At 65.6% G+C, this 17,555-nt stretch carries 21 protein-coding genes; 13 read left to right on the forward strand and 8 right to left on the reverse strand.

From position 1 onward, the window contains the following. The first annotated feature begins 567 nt into the window (after positions 1-567). The 6 genes from GGD67_RS05775 (at position 568) to GGD67_RS05800 (ending at position 4,437) form a co-directional block, all read left to right on the forward strand. Positions 568-1,218, forward strand: coding sequence for a glutathione S-transferase family protein (locus GGD67_RS05775; protein ID WP_018318298.1), 651 nt, complete (start codon positions 568-570; stop codon positions 1,216-1,218). A gap of 156 nt (positions 1,219-1,374) precedes the next feature. Next, a complete protein-coding gene (locus GGD67_RS05780) occupies positions 1,375-1,551 on the forward strand; it encodes a hypothetical protein (protein WP_018318299.1) in 177 nt (58 codons plus the stop codon). Positions 1,552-1,624: 73 nt separating this feature from the next. Then, on the forward strand, positions 1,625-1,780 hold the full coding sequence (locus tag GGD67_RS05785) for a hypothetical protein (RefSeq protein WP_092255007.1): 156 nt from the start codon (positions 1,625-1,627) through the stop codon (positions 1,778-1,780). Positions 1,781-1,909: 129 nt separating this feature from the next. Next, positions 1,910-2,716 carry a PAS-domain containing protein gene (locus GGD67_RS05790; protein ID WP_179731554.1) on the forward strand — a complete coding sequence of 269 codons (807 nt, stop codon included), beginning with the start codon at positions 1,910-1,912 and terminating at the stop codon, positions 2,714-2,716. A gap of 71 nt (positions 2,717-2,787) precedes the next feature. After that, on the forward strand, positions 2,788-3,243 hold the full coding sequence (locus GGD67_RS05795; RefSeq protein ID WP_179731556.1) for a GNAT family N-acetyltransferase: 456 nt from the start codon (positions 2,788-2,790) through the stop codon (positions 3,241-3,243). Between the two features lie 252 nt (positions 3,244-3,495). Then, positions 3,496-4,437 (forward strand): aldo/keto reductase, encoded by a 942-nt coding sequence (locus GGD67_RS05800; protein WP_179731558.1) that lies wholly within the window; start codon positions 3,496-3,498, stop codon positions 4,435-4,437. Positions 4,438-4,511: 74 nt separating this feature from the next. On the opposite strand, the gene GGD67_RS05805 is transcribed toward GGD67_RS05800, so the two are convergent. The 3 genes from GGD67_RS05805 to GGD67_RS05815 form a co-directional block, all read right to left on the reverse strand. Continuing rightward, positions 4,512-4,835, reverse strand: a complete 324-nt coding sequence (locus tag GGD67_RS05805) for an antibiotic biosynthesis monooxygenase family protein (protein ID WP_018318304.1) — start codon at positions 4,833-4,835, stop codon at positions 4,512-4,514. 85 nt (positions 4,836-4,920) lie between these two features. Beyond that, positions 4,921-6,135, reverse strand: a complete 1,215-nt coding sequence (locus tag GGD67_RS05810; protein WP_179731560.1) for a DUF1501 domain-containing protein — start codon at positions 6,133-6,135, stop codon at positions 4,921-4,923. A 2-nt stretch (positions 6,136-6,137) separates the two neighbouring features. Continuing rightward, entirely contained in the window at positions 6,138-7,694 is a 1,557-nt protein-coding gene (locus GGD67_RS05815; RefSeq protein WP_018318306.1) for a DUF1800 family protein, read from the reverse strand. Between the two features lie 114 nt (positions 7,695-7,808). Between GGD67_RS05815 and GGD67_RS05820 the strand changes: the two genes are divergently transcribed. Next, entirely contained in the window at positions 7,809-8,012 is a 204-nt protein-coding gene (locus GGD67_RS05820; protein WP_018318307.1) for a cysteine-rich CWC family protein, read from the forward strand. A gap of 171 nt (positions 8,013-8,183) precedes the next feature. Here GGD67_RS05820 and GGD67_RS05825 read toward each other — a convergent pair whose 3' ends face one another. The 3 genes from GGD67_RS05825 to GGD67_RS05835 form a co-directional block, all read right to left on the reverse strand. Further along, positions 8,184-8,882 carry a glutathione S-transferase family protein gene (locus GGD67_RS05825; protein ID WP_179731562.1) on the reverse strand — a complete coding sequence of 233 codons (699 nt, stop codon included), beginning with the start codon at positions 8,880-8,882 and terminating at the stop codon, positions 8,184-8,186. 117 nt (positions 8,883-8,999) lie between these two features. Next, positions 9,000-9,230 carry a hypothetical protein gene (locus GGD67_RS05830; protein WP_179731564.1) on the reverse strand — a complete coding sequence of 77 codons (231 nt, stop codon included), beginning with the start codon at positions 9,228-9,230 and terminating at the stop codon, positions 9,000-9,002. Next, positions 9,227-10,006, reverse strand: coding sequence for a sulfite exporter TauE/SafE family protein (locus tag GGD67_RS05835; protein ID WP_179731566.1), 780 nt, complete (start codon positions 10,004-10,006; stop codon positions 9,227-9,229). Before GGD67_RS05835 ends, GGD67_RS05830 begins: the two co-directional genes overlap by 4 nt. Positions 10,007-10,321: 315 nt before the next feature. Between GGD67_RS05835 and GGD67_RS05840 the strand changes: the two genes are divergently transcribed. From GGD67_RS05840 to uvrB, 4 genes are all read left to right on the forward strand, one after another. Beyond that, positions 10,322-11,239 (forward strand): LysR substrate-binding domain-containing protein, encoded by a 918-nt coding sequence (locus GGD67_RS05840; protein ID WP_177237057.1) that lies wholly within the window; start codon positions 10,322-10,324, stop codon positions 11,237-11,239. Positions 11,240-11,341: 102 nt separating this feature from the next. After that, on the forward strand, positions 11,342-11,566 hold the full coding sequence (locus GGD67_RS05845) for a hypothetical protein (RefSeq protein WP_018318312.1): 225 nt from the start codon (positions 11,342-11,344) through the stop codon (positions 11,564-11,566). A gap of 58 nt (positions 11,567-11,624) precedes the next feature. Continuing rightward, the gene (locus GGD67_RS05850; RefSeq protein WP_018318313.1) at positions 11,625-11,846 is read left to right on the forward strand and encodes a hypothetical protein; all 222 of its coding nucleotides are present in this window, start codon (positions 11,625-11,627) and stop codon (positions 11,844-11,846) included. A gap of 92 nt (positions 11,847-11,938) precedes the next feature. After that, complete coding sequence (gene uvrB, locus GGD67_RS05855; RefSeq protein WP_179731568.1) at positions 11,939-14,914, forward strand: excinuclease ABC subunit UvrB; 2,976 nt, start codon at positions 11,939-11,941, stop codon at positions 14,912-14,914. 108 nt (positions 14,915-15,022) lie between these two features. On the opposite strand, the gene GGD67_RS05860 is transcribed toward uvrB, so the two are convergent. Together GGD67_RS05860 and GGD67_RS05865 are read right to left on the reverse strand one after the other, a co-directional pair. Then, positions 15,023-15,409: a hypothetical protein gene (locus GGD67_RS05860; RefSeq protein ID WP_179731570.1), complete on the reverse strand. Its 387-nt coding sequence runs from the start codon at positions 15,407-15,409 to the stop codon at positions 15,023-15,025. Between the two features lie 244 nt (positions 15,410-15,653). After that, positions 15,654-15,887: a hypothetical protein gene (locus GGD67_RS05865; protein WP_020508682.1), complete on the reverse strand. Its 234-nt coding sequence runs from the start codon at positions 15,885-15,887 to the stop codon at positions 15,654-15,656. 300 nt (positions 15,888-16,187) lie between these two features. Here GGD67_RS05865 and GGD67_RS05870 point away from each other — a divergent pair, with 300 nt between their 5' ends. Beyond that, a complete protein-coding gene (locus GGD67_RS05870; protein WP_026202000.1) occupies positions 16,188-16,634 on the forward strand; it encodes a nuclear transport factor 2 family protein in 447 nt (148 codons plus the stop codon). Positions 16,635-16,859: 225 nt separating this feature from the next. Then, on the forward strand, positions 16,860-17,300 hold the full coding sequence (locus GGD67_RS05875) for a nuclear transport factor 2 family protein (protein WP_018318318.1): 441 nt from the start codon (positions 16,860-16,862) through the stop codon (positions 17,298-17,300). The last annotated feature ends 255 nt before the right edge of the window (positions 17,301-17,555 follow it).

Here is a 17,555-nt window from a genome sequence, read left to right on the forward strand (position 1 = left end):
GACTCTGATTGTGGGAATGAGATACCCTAAAACGTGTGCCGCTGCGCCGCAAGAAACTTCGGCCCGATCTCGGAAAAACTTACGGATTTGGAGCGGTTCAAGCCGCGATTTCCAGCAATTTTCCGCAACTTTACCGCGCGAATCGCTCATATCCCGGAAGGCTTGTCCTCGGAGCAATTTTTGCGTGTTGCGTGCTGAAGCGCCGTCATGGCCGGGCATAGCCGTCCGAACGACGGCGTCGCTTCTGCTCGCCTGTTTCCCGGCCATCCACGCCTCGCCCGCGGCACGAAGAACGTCGATGCCCGGCGCACTGGATTGATGACGGCGCTCTCCCCAATCGCTCACCCTGCGCACAATCGCGCGAGCCAAGCGCGCGCATGCTGACGCAAGCGTGATCTGATTTGCATCGTCGCGCGGAAATGATCTTCCGCAGCGCTGCAGTGCGGTAGGGATTTCGAGTTTTTCTATTGGCCGGCCCTTGCGGCGGATTCGCATCGGCATCATTGTTTAGCCGCCTCGCGTGGCGACGAGCGCAGTGCCTCCCCGTCTTCCGGAATCATTCTCAGAATGTACAAGCTCTATTCGATGCAACGCTCGGGCAACAGCTACAAGGTCCGCCTTGCGCTGGCGCTGCTCAACGTGCCCTACGAAGCGATCGAGGTGGACATTCTGCGCGGCGAGAGCCGCACGCCGGACTTTCTGACCAAGAACCCGTCGGGACAGGTGCCGCTGCTCGAGGTCGGCGACGACCGCTTTCTCGCCGAGTCCAACGCCATCCTCTGGTACGTCGCAGTCGGCACCCCGCTCGCGCCCGAGAACCGCATCGACCGCGCCGAGGCGCTGCAATGGATGTTCTTCGAGCAGCACGCGCTGGAGCCGAACATCGGCGCCGCCTATTTCTGGCTGTCGCTGGTCAAGGGCGGGCGCGACCTCCAGACCCATTCGCTGGAGGACTGGATGGAGCGCGGCTATGGCGCGCTCCAGGTGATGGAGAACCACCTCAAGACCAACGCCTATTTCGCCGCGCGCCAGCTCACGGTCGCCGACATCGCGTTGTACGGCTACACCCACCTCGCCGACCGCTGCGACTTCGACCTCCAGGCCTTCCCGGCGATCCGCGACTGGCTGAAGCGGGTGGAAGCTGCGCCGGGCTTCGTGTCGATGGACTGGCGGCCGGCCGACGTCGACGACCCCGCCAGCATTGCAGCCGGTGCCTGAGCGCGCCCCTGCCCTCCGGCGAATAGCGGGTACAAAGGTGACGTTCGCCGCAATCCCGCCATTTTCCGCGCGATAGCCGCCGCAATATTGCCGGTTGAAACTGGGAAATTGTGGAAAGTCGCGGGTGATTCGCTCGCGCGTTGAAGGATTTAGACCATGATACGGGCGTCCGGCACGGCAGGCTTTCAGGGCCATCCCGCTACCGTAGCGTCTTCCCGGCTGACCAACGCGGTCGCGGCCTCGCTCGCCGTCGCCGCGCTCTCGCTGTGCCTGATCGTCACCCTGACGGTGCTGTCGACCAAGGCGACCATGGCGATGGGCCTGCCGGTCTGATTCCCGTTTCATCCTGGTCCAGCCTTCAAGGCGCCGTGTGCCCCGCGCCTTCAGGCATCGCGACGGGACGTCGATGAAATCACCTGTGGTAGTCGTTGCAATCACACTGACTGCGGCCATTTTGGTCGCGGCGTCGCTGTTGATTGTCGTCACGCGCAAGGGCCCGGGGATTTCGACGCTGAATGCGCCGGCGCTGCAACAGCCTCTTAAGCACGCCCACTTGGTCTAAAATCATCCGAAAACCTGAAGCTTGCACGCAAGCGGACCTTAAACACACCGCAGGAAAACGTATCGCGGTGGCGCAACGATCAGCCAGTGTTGCGACGTTACCTCGGTTCGGGAGGAGCGAGACGGGTCCATGCGGTTCGGATGGCGTGCGATCTCCGGTCCGGCGCTGACGGCAGCAGCCCTGCTGCTGACGATACACTTCGATCGCTTCATCCCCTCGCCCGCGCCGCTGCTCGTGGGCATCGTGGCGCTCGCCGGCGCACTGTCGGGTCTCGCCTCCGCCATCGCCAGCGCGGCCGTCGCGGTGATCGGTGCGACGCTGCTCCTCCTCGGCCGCCACGGCGTTTCCGGCGCCACCAGTGCCGATCTGATCCCGCTCGGCCTCATGGCGATCACGGCTGCCGCCACCGCCGGCATCACCGGCCTGATGCGCGAGCGGCTGCTCGGTACGGTCGCGGCCGAACGGCAGAGCCACGCCACGGCCGCGCGGCTGTCGGCCGCGCTCGATCAGGTCGATATCGGCATCGTGCTGCTCGATGCCGAGACGCGGGCCGAGTTCATCAACCGCGCCTTCCGCGACTATTTTGCGGTGCCGGACGAGATCGCCGACGGCAAGCCGCCCTTCATCGCGCTGATGTATCACAGCCGCGACACCGGCGCGTTCGAATTGCCCGAGGACGAGCTCGGCACCTTCATCGCCCAGCGCATGGAGATGGTGCGGATCGGCGATGCCACGCCGATCAACATCGCCTTGCGCAACGGCGAGGTGCTGCGCTTCGTCTGCAACGCCCTGCCCGATGGCGGACGTATGCTGAGCTACACGCCGGTGACGGATCTCGTGCGCCACACCGACGCGCCGTCGCGCGCCGACTACTACCGCTCGCTGCGCGATCCCACGGGCCGCAGGCTGATCCGGCATCTGCGCGCCGCGGAGTGATGCGACTGGCGATTGATCGGCACGCCCGTCATCACGTATGAAGAACGTCCCATCGGTCGCAGGAATTCCCCATGTCGCTCACCATTCGCGCCGTCACCAGGCAGGACTACGATCAATGGCTGCCGCTGTGGGACGGCTATAACGCCTTCTACGGCCGCTCCGGCCCGACCGCGCTGGCGGGCGAGATCACTGCGATGACGTGGCAGCGTTTCTTCGATGCCTATGAGCCGGTGCATGGATTGGTCGCCGAGAGCGACGGCAGGCTGCTCGGCATGACGAACTACCTGTTTCATCGCAGCACCACCGCGATCGAGCCGTCCTGCTATCTGCAGGACCTGTTCACGCTGGAAGCCGCGCGCGGCAAGGGCGTCGCCTCGGCGCTGATCCACGGCGTGTATGAGCGGGCGAAATTGGCGGGATCGCTGCGCGTCTATTGGCAGACGCACGAGACCAATCTCACGGCACAGCGCCTGTACGACAAGGTCGCGGAGCGTTCCGGTTTCATCGTCTATCGCAAGCTGTTCTGATCCCCATCCGCACCCTGTGGATAACTCCCGCTGTCACCCCCGCGTAACATAGCGGGACTACGCTGTGCCTGCGTCTGATCTGGCCCCCCGTCACCGATCAAGCGCCCCAAGCGGTCCCCGTCAGTCGCCGCGTCTGACAGGGGCCGCATTTTTTTGTCCGCCTTGTCAGCATGGCAGCAGCGCGGCGCGCGCCTTGCTGCTGCGGCGCACGATGGTCACAATGCGTGGCTGCTCTCTCTGACAGGATCTCCCATGGAAATTCGCAATCTCGGCGCCTCCGGCCTTCGCGTGTCCGCGGTCGGGCTCGGCTGCAACAATTTCGGCCAGCGCACGGATCTGGAGACCTCGCGCAAGGTGATCCATCGCGCGCTCGATCTCGGCATCACGCTGTTCGACACCGCCGACATCTATTCGAACATGGGCGGCTCGGAGACCGTGCTCGGTGCTGTGCTGGGCGACCGCCGCAAGGACATCGTGCTGGCGACGAAATATTCCAAGCCGATGGCGGAGGACGGAACCAAGCAGGACGCCTCGCGCCGCTACATCATGGACGCCGTCGAAGCGAGCCTGAAGCGGCTGAAGACCGATTACATCGATCTCTACCAGCAGCACGACTATGACCCGCTGACGCCGATCGAGGAGAGCCTGCGCGCGCTCGACGATCTCGTCCGCCAGGGCAAGGTCCGCTACATCGGCAATTCGAACTTTCCGGCCTGGCGCGTCGCGGAAGCCGAGTACGTCGCGCGCGCGATGAACCTCAGCCGCTTCGTGTCGTGCCAGGACGAATACTCGCTCGTCGTGCGCGACATCGAAAAGGACCTGCTGCCGGCAGCAACGGAATACAAGCTCGGCCTGTTGCCGTTCTTCCCGCTCGCAAGCGGCCTCCTGACCGGCAAATACCGGAAGGGCGAGGCCGCGCCTGATGATACCCGCTTCGGCAAGGTGGAGCGGCTACGCGACCGCTACGTCACACCGCGCAACGAGGATATCGTCGAGAAGCTCCAGGCCTTCGCCAAGGCCCGCGGCCACAGCATGCTCGAGCTCGCCTTCTCCTGGCTCGCCGCCCGCCCGCAGGTGTCCAGCGTGATCGCCGGCGCCACCCGCGTCGAGCAGATCGAGCAGAACGTCAAGGCGATCGCCTGGCAGCTCAGCGCGGAGGAGATGGCGGAGATCGACAGGATTACGCTGGGCTAGAGCATGATCCGGAAAAGTGTGCAGCGGTTTTCCGGAAAGATCATGCTCAGACAAACAAAGGCCGGCGCGGCGCGCTACTTCGCGCCGCGTCCCACGGTCTGCATCACCTCAAAGCCCTCGAACTGGGGATGGCCGAGATAGAGCGGCTTGTTGTCGCCTGCCTTGTGGTGCGCAGCGCGAAACGCTTCGGACTTGGTCCAGGCCTCGAACGCGGCATGGTTCGCCCACACGGTGTGCGAGGCATAGAGCGTGTGGTCCTCGAGCTCGGGTCCGCGCAGCAGATGGAATTCGACGAAGCCCGGCACCTTGTCCAGATGCGTATCGCGGCCGAGCCAGACCTGCTCGAAAGCGGCCTCGGAGCCCTTGGCGACACGGAAGCGGTTCATGGCGATGTACATGGGGATGGTTCTCCTGATGCTGCACCATTATCTCGTCATTCCGGGATGCGCCGCAAGGCGCAGGCCCGGAATGACGCGCGTGGGGTTAGGCGACCAATCCCTTCATCGGCCGTACTCCCGCACTATCCGGGAACACCGTCTCGGCCAGCACGCGATCGGACAGGCCGAACTGGCCCTGCAGCACGCCCTTGATCACGGAGCGCAGATCGGTGGTCGGCTTGAGATCGCGAGCTTCATACAAGTTCGCGAGCTTGAGGCCCGGCCAGTCGGAGATCACGCGTCCGCCTTTCACGGCGCCGCCGGCGAGCAGCGCGATCGTGCCGGTGCCGTGATCGGTGCCATCGGTGCCATTGATGCGCGCGGTGCGGCCGAACTCCGTGGCGACGACGACGACGGTGTCGCGCCAGCGCTCCCCCAAACCGCTTTGGAATTCGGCGAGCGCGCCATCGAGCCCGCCGAGCAGGAAGGCGAGACGCCCCACGGGGCCGCCTTCATTGGCATGGGTGTCCCAGCCATCGAAGGCGAGCGCGGCGATGCGCGGGCCATCGTCCGCGGCCATCAGCTTGGCCGCGCCGCGCGCGACCTGGCGCATCTGCGCCACCGCATTGCCGGGTTTCGGTTTCATGTCGTCTCCGCTCGCGGCCTTGTCGAGCTGAAGGCCTTGCGACAAGGCCATCGCCAGCACGGGATCGCGATGACGGTAGAGATCGACGAGGCGCATGGCGGTGTCGTCATCGGCCTGCGGCAGCGCCACCGGCGCCCAGCCGACGGTCGGCGCGTTGCCGCGCAGCACCAGCGGCGTGGTAGGCCCGACCGCAAGAGCGCTCGATACACGCTCGCCGCGCGGCAGCGCTTCCAGCGCGCGATTGAGCCAGCCGGACTGCACGCGGCCCGGCCCCGCATAACCGCTCTCGAGCACGTCCTGGCCGTCGAAATGCGAGCGGTCGCGATAAGGCGTCGCCACGGCATGGATCACCGCGGCATGCTGGTCGCGATACATGCGCGTAAATTCCGGCATCGCCGGATGCAGCGCGAAGAAGGAATTCAGCATGATCGCGGGATGCGCGCCGTCAGAAGTGAGCGCGATCGAGCCGTGCAAGCCGGCATAATCGGGATCGCCGATCGGCGCGACGGTCGCAAGACCGTCGAGCGCGCCGCGCAGGATCACCACGATCAGCCGGGGATCGCGCCCATCGGCCGCGCGCGCGAATTTCGGCAAATAAGCCCAGGCCGCGAACGAGGCGCCGCCGAGCAGGAGACTGCGGCGCGAGGTGAGGAGCCGGTTCTCGGTGCAGTCCATCGTCACCTCCTCTGCATTTCCGGCGACATCAAGAGCAGCGCCAGCGCCTGCTGGCGCGACTCCGCGCGCTCGATGGTCCGCCGCGTTTCGATGGAGGCCGCATCCGCCGCTGCGAATTCCAGCAGATCCAGCGGATCGATGTTAGGCCCGAGCCGTGCGCCCATCTGCGCGGCGATATCGAGCCTGAGCTTCATGCCCTCGGGCGCGGCCCATGCGGCGCTGGTATCGGGGAAACCATTGGGGCCGGCCGGCGACCACAGCGGCTGTCCCAGCAGGTTGAGATTGTTCAGATAGGCGCCTGGATCCTCCGGCACGCGCGCGAGCAGCCGGCCGCTCGCGACCAGGAAATCATAGGGCGAGCGCATCTTGGTCAGCGGCGCCTTCCACGCCTCGTCGGAATCGACCAGCGCCGCAGCAAGCGCCTTGAGGTCGCCGTCGGACTTGACGAAGATTTCGCGCAGCCGCGCCACCAATCCCGGCGGCGGATCGTCGGCGACGAAATGGCGGACGAACTTGGTGGCGATGAAATTCGCGGTCGACGGATGGCGCGCGATGTCGGCGAGCGCGGCTTCGCCTTGCGCAAGGCCCGTCGCCTCGTAGCTCTTGCCGAGCAACATCTGCGCGCCGGGCTGGTGCGCATTCGTGTTGAACACGAAGGAGCCGGGTGTGCCGAGCTGCCCCTGTCGTCCGGCGAAGGTCCAGCCGGTAATGATCCGCGCGAGCGAGGTGACGTCCTCCTGCGTGTAGCCGCCACCGACGCCGAGCGTGTGCAGCTCCATGATCTCGCGCGCGAGATTTTCGTTCAGGCCGCGCTTGCGGTTCTGGCCTGCGCGCGAATCCGGGCCGAGCGATTGCTGGTTGTCGAGGAAGAACAGCATCGCCGGATGCTGCTCGACCGCTTTCAGCATGTCGGCGAAGCGCCCGAGCACATGCGGCCTGATCGCCTCGCGCTCGAACGCGCCGGCCCAGATCCGCGCCAGCTCGCCCTTGGTCGCGGAAATGCAGAAATGGTTGGACCAGAACGCGACGAGACGCTCGGTGAAGCCGCAGGTGGCCAGCGTCGCGCGCTGCAGGCGCGCCAGCGCTTCGCTGCGGAAGGTCTTCTGGATGACGTTGAGCGGCTGCGGGGCCGGCTTGGCCGCCGGCGGTGCAGCCGCATTGGGCTGCATCGCGTCCGGCTTTGCCGCATTGTCCGCCGGCTTGGCTTCCGTCATCTGGCCGGCGACTTCCGTTGCTGCCGCATTCAGCGAGAGATTGCGGCGGAGCCCGGGCTTCGGTTCACTCGGCGCAGGCGGCTGCGTCTCGGCGGGCGCGGCGGCCTTCGCCGCTTCGCGCGCCTGCCTGACCTGATCCTGATAGGCGAAGACGGCCTGCCCGAGTTGCTGGGTCGACTGCAGACCGGGCGCCTCCAGCAGCACCCCGCTCGCACGGACCAGCTCTGCCTTCACGAAACCGCGAGGATCGGAGGCTGCGTTGATGAGATCGCCCGAGGCGCCGCCGCGGGCGCCGAAGCCAAAACGGTTGAGCGCGACGAGCGCGGCTTGCGAATCGCGGGCCATCGATTTGTCCTTCGCGTGTCGGGAGCCGCTTTCGGAGTCCGCGCGCGACGCCTAATATACCGCAGCGACCGATGAACCCGACATGAAAATCACGGCGAAGCTTCGACGTAAATCATGACAAATCCGAAAGAATCCGCATCGCCGGAACCGCGCCGCCTCGCCTGCGCGCGCTGCGGCACCGAGTTCGGCTGCGACCTCTCGGGCACCTGCTGGTGCGCGGAGGAAACCGCGAAGCTGCCGATGCCGGTCGAAGGGGAAGACTGCCTATGCCGGGAGTGCTTGCGCAAGGCGGCGGAGGCGGCGAGCGCTACCCGTTAAGCGCGGGAGAGCCGCCACACCCTCAATGTCGTCCCCGCGAACGCGGGGATCCATACCCCCAGGGAAAAGTTTGGTGAAGACTCGTCGTGCGGTACTTCGACCATCCGCGCTCGATAGATCACGCGGTATGGATCCCCGCGTTCGCGGGGACGACATCGGAGAGAGTGTGCCTTACACCTCATGCCCCGGCGATTTCCGCGCCATGCCGTCGAACGCATCGAGCAGCTTTTCGCGCCAGGCATAAATGGGATCATCCGTCTCGAGCAGCTTGAACGGGCTCACCACGCGCGCCCACTGGAAACCGCCGAACACGATGTAGTCGGCGTAGTTCGGCGCCTCGCCGCCGAGATAGGGCTGCTTCTTCAACGTCTGGCGCATCACCTCGAGCGACTTGCGGAAGGCGACCACGCCGGTGTCGCGACTCGCCATGACCGCTTCCAGGCTCTTGCCGCCGAAGCGCGCCTCGCGCGACTTGCGGAAATAGGCGGCATCGATCTCGGCGAGATTTTTCGGGATGTCGGCAACGATCAGCGGAAAGATGCCGCCGACCACGGCGATGTCGCCGAAGGCGTTGATCATGCGCGCCATGGCGCGGCCGCCCTCGCCGCCGAACAGCGACGGACGGTCCGGGAAATTGTCCTCGAGATAGGTCGCGATCGTCCAGGAGTCGACGACCGGTCTGTCATCGTGCAGCAGCACCGGAACCTTCTCCGACCCGTGCGGCGCAAGCGCGCCCTTCTCGGTGAAGCGCCAGGGCAGCGATTCCGCCGCGAGACCCTTGTGCGCCAGCGCCATCCGCGTGCGCCAGCAATATGGGCTGAAGGGACGCGAGGCGTCGGTGCCGACGAGTTCGTAGAGTTTGAGTGACAAAGGCGCCTCCACTGGCTCCGTCATTGCGAGGAGCTCTTGCGACAAAGCAATCCAGCCTGCCGCGCGGCGACATTCTGGATTGCTTCGCTTGCGCTCGCAATGACGATGTGGCGAGAGTTAGCGCCCGTTGGTTCGCAGCAATTTCTCGCCGCCCTCCGTGACCGCGATCACCAGCCCGAGACCGGGCAGCGTCTCGCGCGCGACGTAGCCGCGCTCGGTGGCATCTTCCCAGATGGTGAGGCGCGGGCACGAGGTCTTCCAGGTCGCGATCACTTCGGCATAGGCGCGCGGCTCGCGCGCGACCCATTCGACGAAGTCCAGCACCAGGGGATCGGCAGTCTCGTTCATTGCAAACCTCCCTTGTCGAAGGCGGCCAGTACTGGCGTGCGAACCATGAGCCAGCCGCCATAGGCGATGTAGTAGCAGGCAATCGTGGTGATCAGCTTGTTCGACCAGGCCACGAATTGCTGGTCCGTCATGGCTTCGAGGATGCGCCGCGCCAGCGTGGTGCCGAGCATCGAGGCAAGGATGGCGACGCCGGCGAGCACGGGATCGAGGCTCGCGGCCTGGTCGATGATGCCGCCGAAATAGATCAGCTTGGTGAAATGGCTGACGAGCTGGCACATCGCCTTGGTCGCGACCTTCTCGCGCCGGCCGAAATCGCCGCCGAGGAAGAAGGTGTCGAGCAGCGGCCCCGACACGCCGGTCATCAGCATCAAGCCCATGCAGATCGTGCCATAGACGGTGCCCTGCCAGAGGCGGTCCGGATCCGGCTTGATGTTGGCGGGCAACAGCCGCGCCATGAACGGTGTAACGCCGAGCAGCAGCAGCGCCATCGGCTTATCAGGCACGTAGCGAGTGAGCGACCAGGCCGCCAGCGCGACAGCAGCGCCGACCATATAGTTCGCGACCGGCCGCCAGCGGATATGCGCGCGCCACAGGAAGGCGCGCCAGCCGTTCGAGGCCATTTGCGTGATCGCATGCAGCACCATCGCGGTCGGCAGCGGCATCAGCGCCAGCAGCACGCCAATCAGGATCAGCCCGCCCGCCATGCCGAACAGCCCCGACAGGAACGCGGTGGCGACCATCAGCAATCCGAGGGCAGCGATCATGATGGGCGTCACGTGGGGAATCTCCGGTGGTGGCTCATCGTAAGGGACGCAGACTGCTTCACTCCCCCGCCCCGCTTGCGGGGAGAGGGTGGGGTGAGGGGAGCCTCCGCGGGGACGGCGAGAGTGTGACTCGTGGAGAGCCTCCTTCATCCGGAATCCAAGCGTTGCTTGGATTCCGGCCTCTCCCCGCGCGCGGGGAGAGGCGAAGAAGCCGCGGCGCTCTCGACAAATCACTCCGAAACTACGCTGCAAAATCTGCCTCGCTTGCTCCTTCCGCGCAAACTGAGTTATCTTGGCCTGGCATCAGCTTTCCTGAGGGTTGGGCCTTTGCGGCGTCTGCTGTTTCTCAACGGCATCAAGGCATTCGAGGCGGCGGCGCGGACCGGCAGCTTTGCTGCGGCCGGGCTCGAGCTGAGCGTGTCGGCGGCCGCGGTCAGCCGCATGGTGCATCTCCTGGAAGAGCGGCTCGGCGTCGCGCTGTTCGAGCGCAAGGCCAATCGCCTGGTGCTGACGCAGCCCGGCCGCGCCTATCAGGGCGGCCTGACGCCGATCTTCGATGCACTGGCCAGCCTCACCGCGCAGGTGACGGCGCCGGCAAGCGTCCGCGTGCTCACGATCGGCGTCGGCCACACCTTTGCGATGCGCTGGCTGATCCCGCGCCTGTCGGAGTTTCGCAGCGAAGAGCCCGACATCGAGGTGCGCTTTACCACCGGCGGCGCGTCGGTACCGTTCGGCGAGGATTGGAGCTGCGGCATCAAGCTCGGCACCGGCGACTGGCCTGGCCTGGTCGCCGAGCCCCTGTTCGCCGGCGATCTCACGCCCGTCTGCGTGCCCCGTCTTGCGAGCGGCCTGAAGCGGCCGGCCGACCTGAAGGGACCGAGCCTGATCCGCGTCGAACATTCGCCGGAGGACTGGCCGATCTGGCTGAAAGCCGCGAACCTTACCCGCATCAATCCGCGCGGGCCGGAGTTCCAGTTCTACGGTCAGGCACTGCAGGCCGCCGCCGACGGGCTCGGCATCGCCATGGGTATCCGCCCCTATATCGACGACGATCTTGCCGCCGGCCGGCTGGTCGCCCCGTTCGACCTCTCGGTGCCCAAGGGCATGCGCTGGTACCTGCTCTATCGCAGCTTTCAAACCGAGCACCGCGACTTTGCCGCGTTCCGCCGCTGGATCATGCGCGCGGCCTCGGAACCCGCCGCCCGCCCGGTCAAGCGGACGGGCCGTGTCGCCGCGCGGAACTGACGCCGGAGGCAAAAAAGCCTGCCGCTTGTGAACGACTTCACATTCCGGAATCCGCAAACGTGGTCCCCTGACCCTCCGAAAAGAAACGTGGGACCGACAAGAATGACGACCCTTTACGACGGCTTTGACATTGAATCCTTCGAGGCTGGCAAAGGCCTCTGGCACGCCCGCATCCGCCGCGCCGATCTCAGTCCCGTCGCCATCGACGGCGTGCTGTTTCCGGCTATGGAAGTCGGTTTCGCCTGGCCCGATCAGAACGCCGCGATCGCCGACGCCAAGCACCACATCGACCGCTTCCGCCGCCGGGCCGACAGCGACGACGAATAAGCGAGCCGGACGGCAAGCGAACCAGGGGCAGCGCAGCGTCAAAGGGGGGAACCGGGTCATGTCAGTCATCGAAATCGAAGACACGCCGCGGCCGAGAATCTACGCCCGCAATGTGCTGTCCAACTGCCCGGAATGCCACGGCGATCTTTCGGTGCTCCGCGTGATCGGCGGCCGCGCGGGGTGCGAGTACTGGACCATGCGCTGCACCGATTGCGGCGGCATCCATCTCGACGTTCTCAAGCCATATCAGGCGGGTGACGACGACGGGCCGGCGGCGTGAGGCCGACCCTGCTGCCAACCTGCTGTCAGCAGGCTGCATGAGGACGGTCATTCGCCCTTTATCGGGAGGCGGACTCATCCCATATTCGCCTCATGGCGAAGAAACCTGCATCCTCCGAAAAATCCGGCAAATCCCCCAAGACCAAGGCCCCTAACTCGAAGGCACATCGGCCTGATGTGCAGCCGATCGGGCCGGCGCTGGCCGAGCTGCTCAATCCCGCGATCAATCGCGGCGACGCCGGACTTGGCTCGGGCACCGGGCTGCAGCCGCCGCCGGACAATTCGCGCGACCGCCGCTCCGGCGGCGAGGCTGCGGCGCATCGCGCGCGGGCCTCGACGCCGAAGGAGTTTCCGCAGGACAGTGCGCGGCCGATGCCGCTGCGGCCCAACCCGCAGCCCCCGGGCGCCCGGCAATCCACCGAGGTTGGCGGACTGGAAGAAGCGCCGCAGGCCAATTACGGAACCGCGGCCACGATCCCGACGCTCGATCCGGAACTGGCGCGGCAGCTCGGCCTGCCCACCGAGGAGGACGATGCCGAGGCGCTGGCACGTCCGCCGCGCAGCAAGATGGAGGCGCTCGGCGTCAAGGCGACCGCGGATGCGCTGGAGGCGCTGATCCGCGAGGGCCGGCCGGAGTTCCGCAAGAACGACGGCTCCACCAAGGTGTGGACGCCGCACCGGCCGCCTCGGCCGGAAAAGTCCGAAGGCGGCGTGCGCTTCGAGATCAAATCGGAATATCAGCCCAAGGGCGACCAGCCGACCGCGATCGCCGAGCTGGTCGAAGGCGTCCAGCGCAACGACCGCACCCAAGTGCTGCTCGGCGTCACCGGCTCGGGCAAGACCTACACGATGGCGCAGGTCATCGAGAAGACGCAGCGCCCCGCGCTGATCCTGGCGCCGAACAAGACGCTCGCCGCCCAGCTCTATGGCGAGTTCAAGAATTTCTTCCCCGACAACGCCGTCGAGTATTTCGTCTCGTATTACGACTATTACCAGCCGGAAGCCTACGTTCCGCGCACCGACACCTATATCGAGAAGGACTCCTCGATCAACGAGCAGATCGACCGCATGCGCCACTCGGCGACGCGCGCGCTGCTCGAGCGGGACGACGTCATCATCGTCGCCTCGGTGTCGTGCATTTACGGTATCGGCTCGGTCGAGACCTACACCGCGATGACCTTCGCACTGAAGAAGGGCGAGCGCATCGACCAGCGCCAGCTCATCGCCGACCTCGTCGCGCTCCAGTACAAGCGCACCCAGGCCGATTTCACCCGCGGCACGTTTCGCGTGCGCGGCGACGTCATCGACATTTTCCCGGCGCACTATGAAGACCGTGCCTGGCGCGTGAATTTGTTCGGCGACACCATCGAGAACATCGAGGAGTTCGATCCGCTCACCGGCCACAAGCAGGACGAGCTCGAGTTCATCAAGATGTACGCCAACTCCCACTATGTGACGCCGCGCCCGACGCTGGTGCAGGCGATCAAGTCGATCAAATCGGAGTTGAAGCAACGGCTCGACCAGTTGCACGACCAGGGGCGCCTCTTGGAAGCGCAGCGGCTGGAGCAGCGCACCACCTTCGACCTCGAGATGATGGAGGCGACGGGCAGCTGCGCCGGCATCGAGAACTATTCGCGCTATCTCACGGGACGCCGCCCCGGCGAGCCGCCGCCGACGCTGTTCGAATACGTCCCCGACAACGCGCTGATCTTCGCCGACGAAAGCCACGTCACCATCCCGCAGATCGGCGCCATGTTCCGCGGCGACTTCCGCCGCAAGGCGACGCTGGCCGAATACGGCTTCCGCTTGCCCTCCTGCATGGACAACCGGCCCTTGCGCTTCGAGGAATGGGACATGATGCGGCCGCAGACGGTTGCGGTGTCGGCAACGCCGAGCGGCTGGGAGCTGAACGAGAGCGGCGGCGTGTTCGTCGAGCAGGTCATCCGTCCCACTGGCCTGATCGATCCTCCCGTTGATATTCGCCCCGCCCGCACCCAGGTCGACGATCTCGTCGGCGAGGTCCGCGCCACCGCGCAGGCCGGCTACCGCTCGCTGATCACGGTGCTGACCAAACGCATGGCCGAGGACCTCACCGAATATCTGCACGAGCAGGGCATTCGCGTCCGCTACATGCACTCGGATATCGACACCATCGAGCGCATCGAGATCATCCGCGACCTCCGCCTCGGTGCCTTCGACGCGCTGGTCGGCATCAACCTCTTGCGCGAAGGCCTCGACATTCCCGAATGCGCGCTGGTCGCGATCCTCGACGCCGACAAGGAAGGCTTCTTGCGCAGCGAGACCTCGCTGATCCAGACCATCGGCCGCGCCGCGCGCAACGTCGACGGCAAGGTGATCCTCTACGCCGACCAGATGACGGGGTCGATGGAGCGCGCCATCGCCGAGACCAACCGCCGCCGCGAAAAGCAGGTCGAGTACAACACCGCCAACGGCATCACGCCGGAGAGCGTGAAGAAGCAGATCGGCGACATCCTCAACTCCGTCTACGAGCGCGACCACGTGCTGATCGAGGTCGGCGGCCACGACATGACCGACGACGTCATCTCGATTGGCCACAATTTCGAAGCCGTGCTCGGCGATCTGGAAACGCGGATGCGCGAGGCCGCAGCCGATCTGAACTTCGAGGAAGCCGCGCGCCTGCGCGACGAGGTCAAGCGCCTGCGCGCCACCGAGCTCGCCGTGGTCGACGATCCCACCGCCAAGCAGCGCACGGTCGCGGGCAAGGCCGGCGCCTATGCCGGCAGCAAGAAGTACGGCGACGCCGCCAACCTGCCTGTCAGCGCCATGAAGAAGAAGACCGTGGGCTCCGCGCTGAAAGCCAGCGGCGGCGGAGGCGGCTCGAAGGTCCATAAGCCGCATCTCGACGAGATGCACGGCCCGGAATCGCTGCCCTACCGCGAGAACCAGACCCTGCCGTCAAAGCCGTTCGGAAGTACGAGCCGGATCATCCAGCCGACGGATTCAAGGCAGTCGGGTCCGGAGTTCGGGCCGGCACCGAAGTCGACGGGGGGACAGCCGGGAAGACGAGGTGGGTGGAAGAAGAGGTAGGGACGCTCTCGCTTCTCATTGCCGTTCGTGGTTATGGATTCTCAGATGCGCAATTGCGCATCATAGCTCGCCGCTCTGCGGCCCCCGGAATGACGCCGGAGACCGCCCTCACCCCACACTCGCCGTCACCACCGCCATCACCGACAGCAGCAGCACGATGGTCACGAGCTGGAGCGAGGCGACCGGCTGGGTGCGCCAGGCCGTGATCTTGTCGGACAGCGACAGATGGGCCTCGAAGAACTTTGGCTCGTAGATGGTCTTGAACAGGTGCGGGAAGCTCGGGCCGAGGGTCACGGCGAGCATGGCGTGGGCGAGCGAGGCGATGGCGACGAAGCCGGCGACGCCGGGGTCGCCGACGAGATCGTGGTTGCCAACGAGCTTGAGCAGGAAGGCGGCGGCGGCGAAGGTCGGGAAGCTCTGCAGGATCGTGGTCAGCGCGAGGCCTTCGAGCGCGTTGTGCAGGCGGGACTTTCTGACGGTGGCGAGGGCGGCCATGGCACGTCTCCCTGATGACATGGGATGACGTTAGCTGCCATGCCGGAGCGGTGATGTGAGATGCGTCACGCGGCCTTCTTCACCTCGCCCCGCTTGCGGGGAGAGGTCGATCGCGAAGCGATCGGGTGAGGGGGACTCTCCGCGGGTCGAGCTGCCACCGTCCCCGGAGAGACTCCCCCTCACCCCAACCCTCTCCCCGCAAGCGGGGCAAGGGAGCAGACCGCCGATGCGGTTGGATTGTCGTTTACAACTTCCCCTGCCCGTTCACCTGACCCTGCTGCTGCCGCTGCTTCTCCTGTTCCTTGGCGTGGTGCCTGCCGTAGAGGCAGCCGGCGGCGGCGCCCAGCACGCCGTGATGGCCGGCATAGTGGCCGGCAACGCCGCCGACGACGGCGCCCTTGATGCAGCCCTTGGCGTTGGCGGCGGAGGTCGCGCCGCACATGAGCAGCACGGCAGCGATGGCGAAGAGTGATTTCATGGATCGTGTCTCCGGAGGCATTGTCGGCGTCCCAACGAGCGCGAGCACATCGCGGTTCCATGCGGCTGCGCCGCGGTGACCTTGCGCATTGCGCCATCTGCGTTGCGTGTCATGCAGCTGAATGCAGCAAGAATTCGTGCAGCCTTGCCGCAATTCTACTCGCAATTGGCACGCCATGAACCTGGCATTGCGCTCGAGCGTCATATCGTCTGCAACATCCCTGTGATTTTGCGGATTGCCGGTGCAGGAGACCGCGCGTTAGCGTTGCAGGGCGCCACACGGCCAATGAGGACGGGCGGAATGACTGTCGAGAAGCTCAATCGCCAGCGCGTGCTGCATCTGCTCGACGCCTTCGCGCGCGGCGACATCGAGGCCGCGCTGGCGTGCTGCACCGATGACGTCGACTTCCTCACCCATGCGCCGATCGACGTGCTGCCGCACATGGTGCCGCGCCACGGCAAGGCCGAGCTGCGCGAGCTGTGGCAGACGGTCTGGTCGCGCTATTCGGAGATCCGCTACAAGGCACCGCACATCCTGGCCGAGGGCGAGGCGGTCGCGACCTACATGCAGGCCTATTTCAGGAAGCGCAGCAACGACCGCATCGTGCAGTTCGACATGGCCGTGTTCTACACCTTCCGCGGCGGGCTGGTGGCGGAGATCCGCGAGATCATCGATTCCTACGATCTGGTGCAGCAGGTGCTGGAGCGCGAGATCGGGCCGCTGATCACGGGTGCACGGGTGGACTGAGCCTGCTCCCTCCCCTGGAACCGAGCCGCCAGGACCCGGAAGATTACGGGGTTTTATTGCAGATCTCACATATCGCCATCAATTGTGCATTGCGAAAACGTGAATTGCGTTTTGGCCGAAATCGGGTATTTTATTCGTATACAAATGAGTTGAGCCCCACCGCCTGACTGCGCTGGGGTCGTTTTCCGTTTTTCTTTCGCAAAGCCAGCTTCAGGACTGCCCAAAATGACAGAGCACAGCCTCTGGCGTTTCTCGCGCGCGTTGCACCGCGCGATCAACGACCGGCATTTCGAGGACATCGAGGCCCTGATCGACGAGGATGTCGAATGGGCGCTCTACGGCCCGATCGACATGTTTCCGTTCCTCGGCGCGCGCCAGGGCAAGGACGCCGTGCTCGACGTCATCCGCCAGCTCGCCGACAATTTCCAGGTCCGCCGCTTCGACCGCGAGAGCATCATGCTGGGCGTCGATTCCGCCGCCTCGATGATGCGCTATTCGCTGACGGCACTGGACTCCAACAAGCCGATCAGCTTGCGGGTCGCGCAGTTCGCCCAGTTCAGGGCGGGCAAGCTCACCAGCATGCGCGTCCTGATTGACACCTTCGACCTGGTCGAGCAGGCACTCGGCCGCGCCATTCATCTGCCGAAGATGACCAGCGTCGGCTGAGGGGGACGCCAACGGGCCCCGCTGTTCGGGACCGACGACAATGCCTGACGCGACGTCCTGGCCGCCAGCCCCGCCGGATGCCGTCGCATTGAGAGCTCGTCGTCGGGCGCGCGCCTTTCGCGCGGCCCGTTGGTTCGCGTCCCCACGCGAGTTGCCACAATTTCGCAACGATAAATCCGCATTGATGCAAGCAGACCGAATGGCGCATGGTCATCACCAAGGACCGCCTTATATTGGCGGACAACATGCGCTGGG

Source organism: Bradyrhizobium sp. IAR9 (genome assembly GCF_013408065.1).
Taxonomy (GTDB): Bacteria; Pseudomonadota; Alphaproteobacteria; order Rhizobiales; family Xanthobacteraceae; genus Bradyrhizobium.

What these genes read in the sequence shown, in the direction of transcription:
- GGD67_RS05775 (WP_018318298.1), top strand. Translation starts at nt 568, where the DNA reads ATGTACAAGCTCTATTCGATGCAACGCTCGGGCAACAGCTACAAGGTC.
- GGD67_RS05780 (WP_018318299.1), top strand. Translation starts at nt 1,375, where the DNA reads ATGATACGGGCGTCCGGCACGGCAGGCTTTCAGGGCCATCCCGCTACC.
- GGD67_RS05785 (WP_092255007.1), top strand. Translation starts at nt 1,625, where the DNA reads ATGAAATCACCTGTGGTAGTCGTTGCAATCACACTGACTGCGGCCATT.
- GGD67_RS05790 (WP_179731554.1), top strand. Translation starts at nt 1,910, where the DNA reads ATGCGGTTCGGATGGCGTGCGATCTCCGGTCCGGCGCTGACGGCAGCA.
- GGD67_RS05795 (WP_179731556.1), top strand. Translation starts at nt 2,788, where the DNA reads ATGTCGCTCACCATTCGCGCCGTCACCAGGCAGGACTACGATCAATGG.
- GGD67_RS05800 (WP_179731558.1), top strand. Translation starts at nt 3,496, where the DNA reads ATGGAAATTCGCAATCTCGGCGCCTCCGGCCTTCGCGTGTCCGCGGTC.
- GGD67_RS05805 (WP_018318304.1), bottom strand. Translation starts at nt 4,835, where the DNA reads ATGTACATCGCCATGAACCGCTTCCGTGTCGCCAAGGGCTCCGAGGCC.
- GGD67_RS05810 (WP_179731560.1), bottom strand. Translation starts at nt 6,135, where the DNA reads ATGGACTGCACCGAGAACCGGCTCCTCACCTCGCGCCGCAGTCTCCTG.
- GGD67_RS05815 (WP_018318306.1), bottom strand. Translation starts at nt 7,694, where the DNA reads ATGGCCCGCGATTCGCAAGCCGCGCTCGTCGCGCTCAACCGTTTTGGC.
- GGD67_RS05820 (WP_018318307.1), top strand. Translation starts at nt 7,809, where the DNA reads ATGACAAATCCGAAAGAATCCGCATCGCCGGAACCGCGCCGCCTCGCC.
- GGD67_RS05830 (WP_179731564.1), bottom strand. Translation starts at nt 9,230, where the DNA reads ATGAACGAGACTGCCGATCCCCTGGTGCTGGACTTCGTCGAATGGGTC.
- GGD67_RS05845 (WP_018318312.1), top strand. Translation starts at nt 11,342, where the DNA reads ATGACGACCCTTTACGACGGCTTTGACATTGAATCCTTCGAGGCTGGC.
- GGD67_RS05850 (WP_018318313.1), top strand. Translation starts at nt 11,625, where the DNA reads ATGTCAGTCATCGAAATCGAAGACACGCCGCGGCCGAGAATCTACGCC.
- uvrB (WP_179731568.1), top strand. Translation starts at nt 11,939, where the DNA reads ATGGCGAAGAAACCTGCATCCTCCGAAAAATCCGGCAAATCCCCCAAG.
- GGD67_RS05860 (WP_179731570.1), bottom strand. Translation starts at nt 15,409, where the DNA reads ATGGCCGCCCTCGCCACCGTCAGAAAGTCCCGCCTGCACAACGCGCTC.
- GGD67_RS05865 (WP_020508682.1), bottom strand. Translation starts at nt 15,887, where the DNA reads ATGAAATCACTCTTCGCCATCGCTGCCGTGCTGCTCATGTGCGGCGCG.
- GGD67_RS05870 (WP_026202000.1), top strand. Translation starts at nt 16,188, where the DNA reads ATGACTGTCGAGAAGCTCAATCGCCAGCGCGTGCTGCATCTGCTCGAC.
- GGD67_RS05875 (WP_018318318.1), top strand. Translation starts at nt 16,860, where the DNA reads ATGACAGAGCACAGCCTCTGGCGTTTCTCGCGCGCGTTGCACCGCGCG.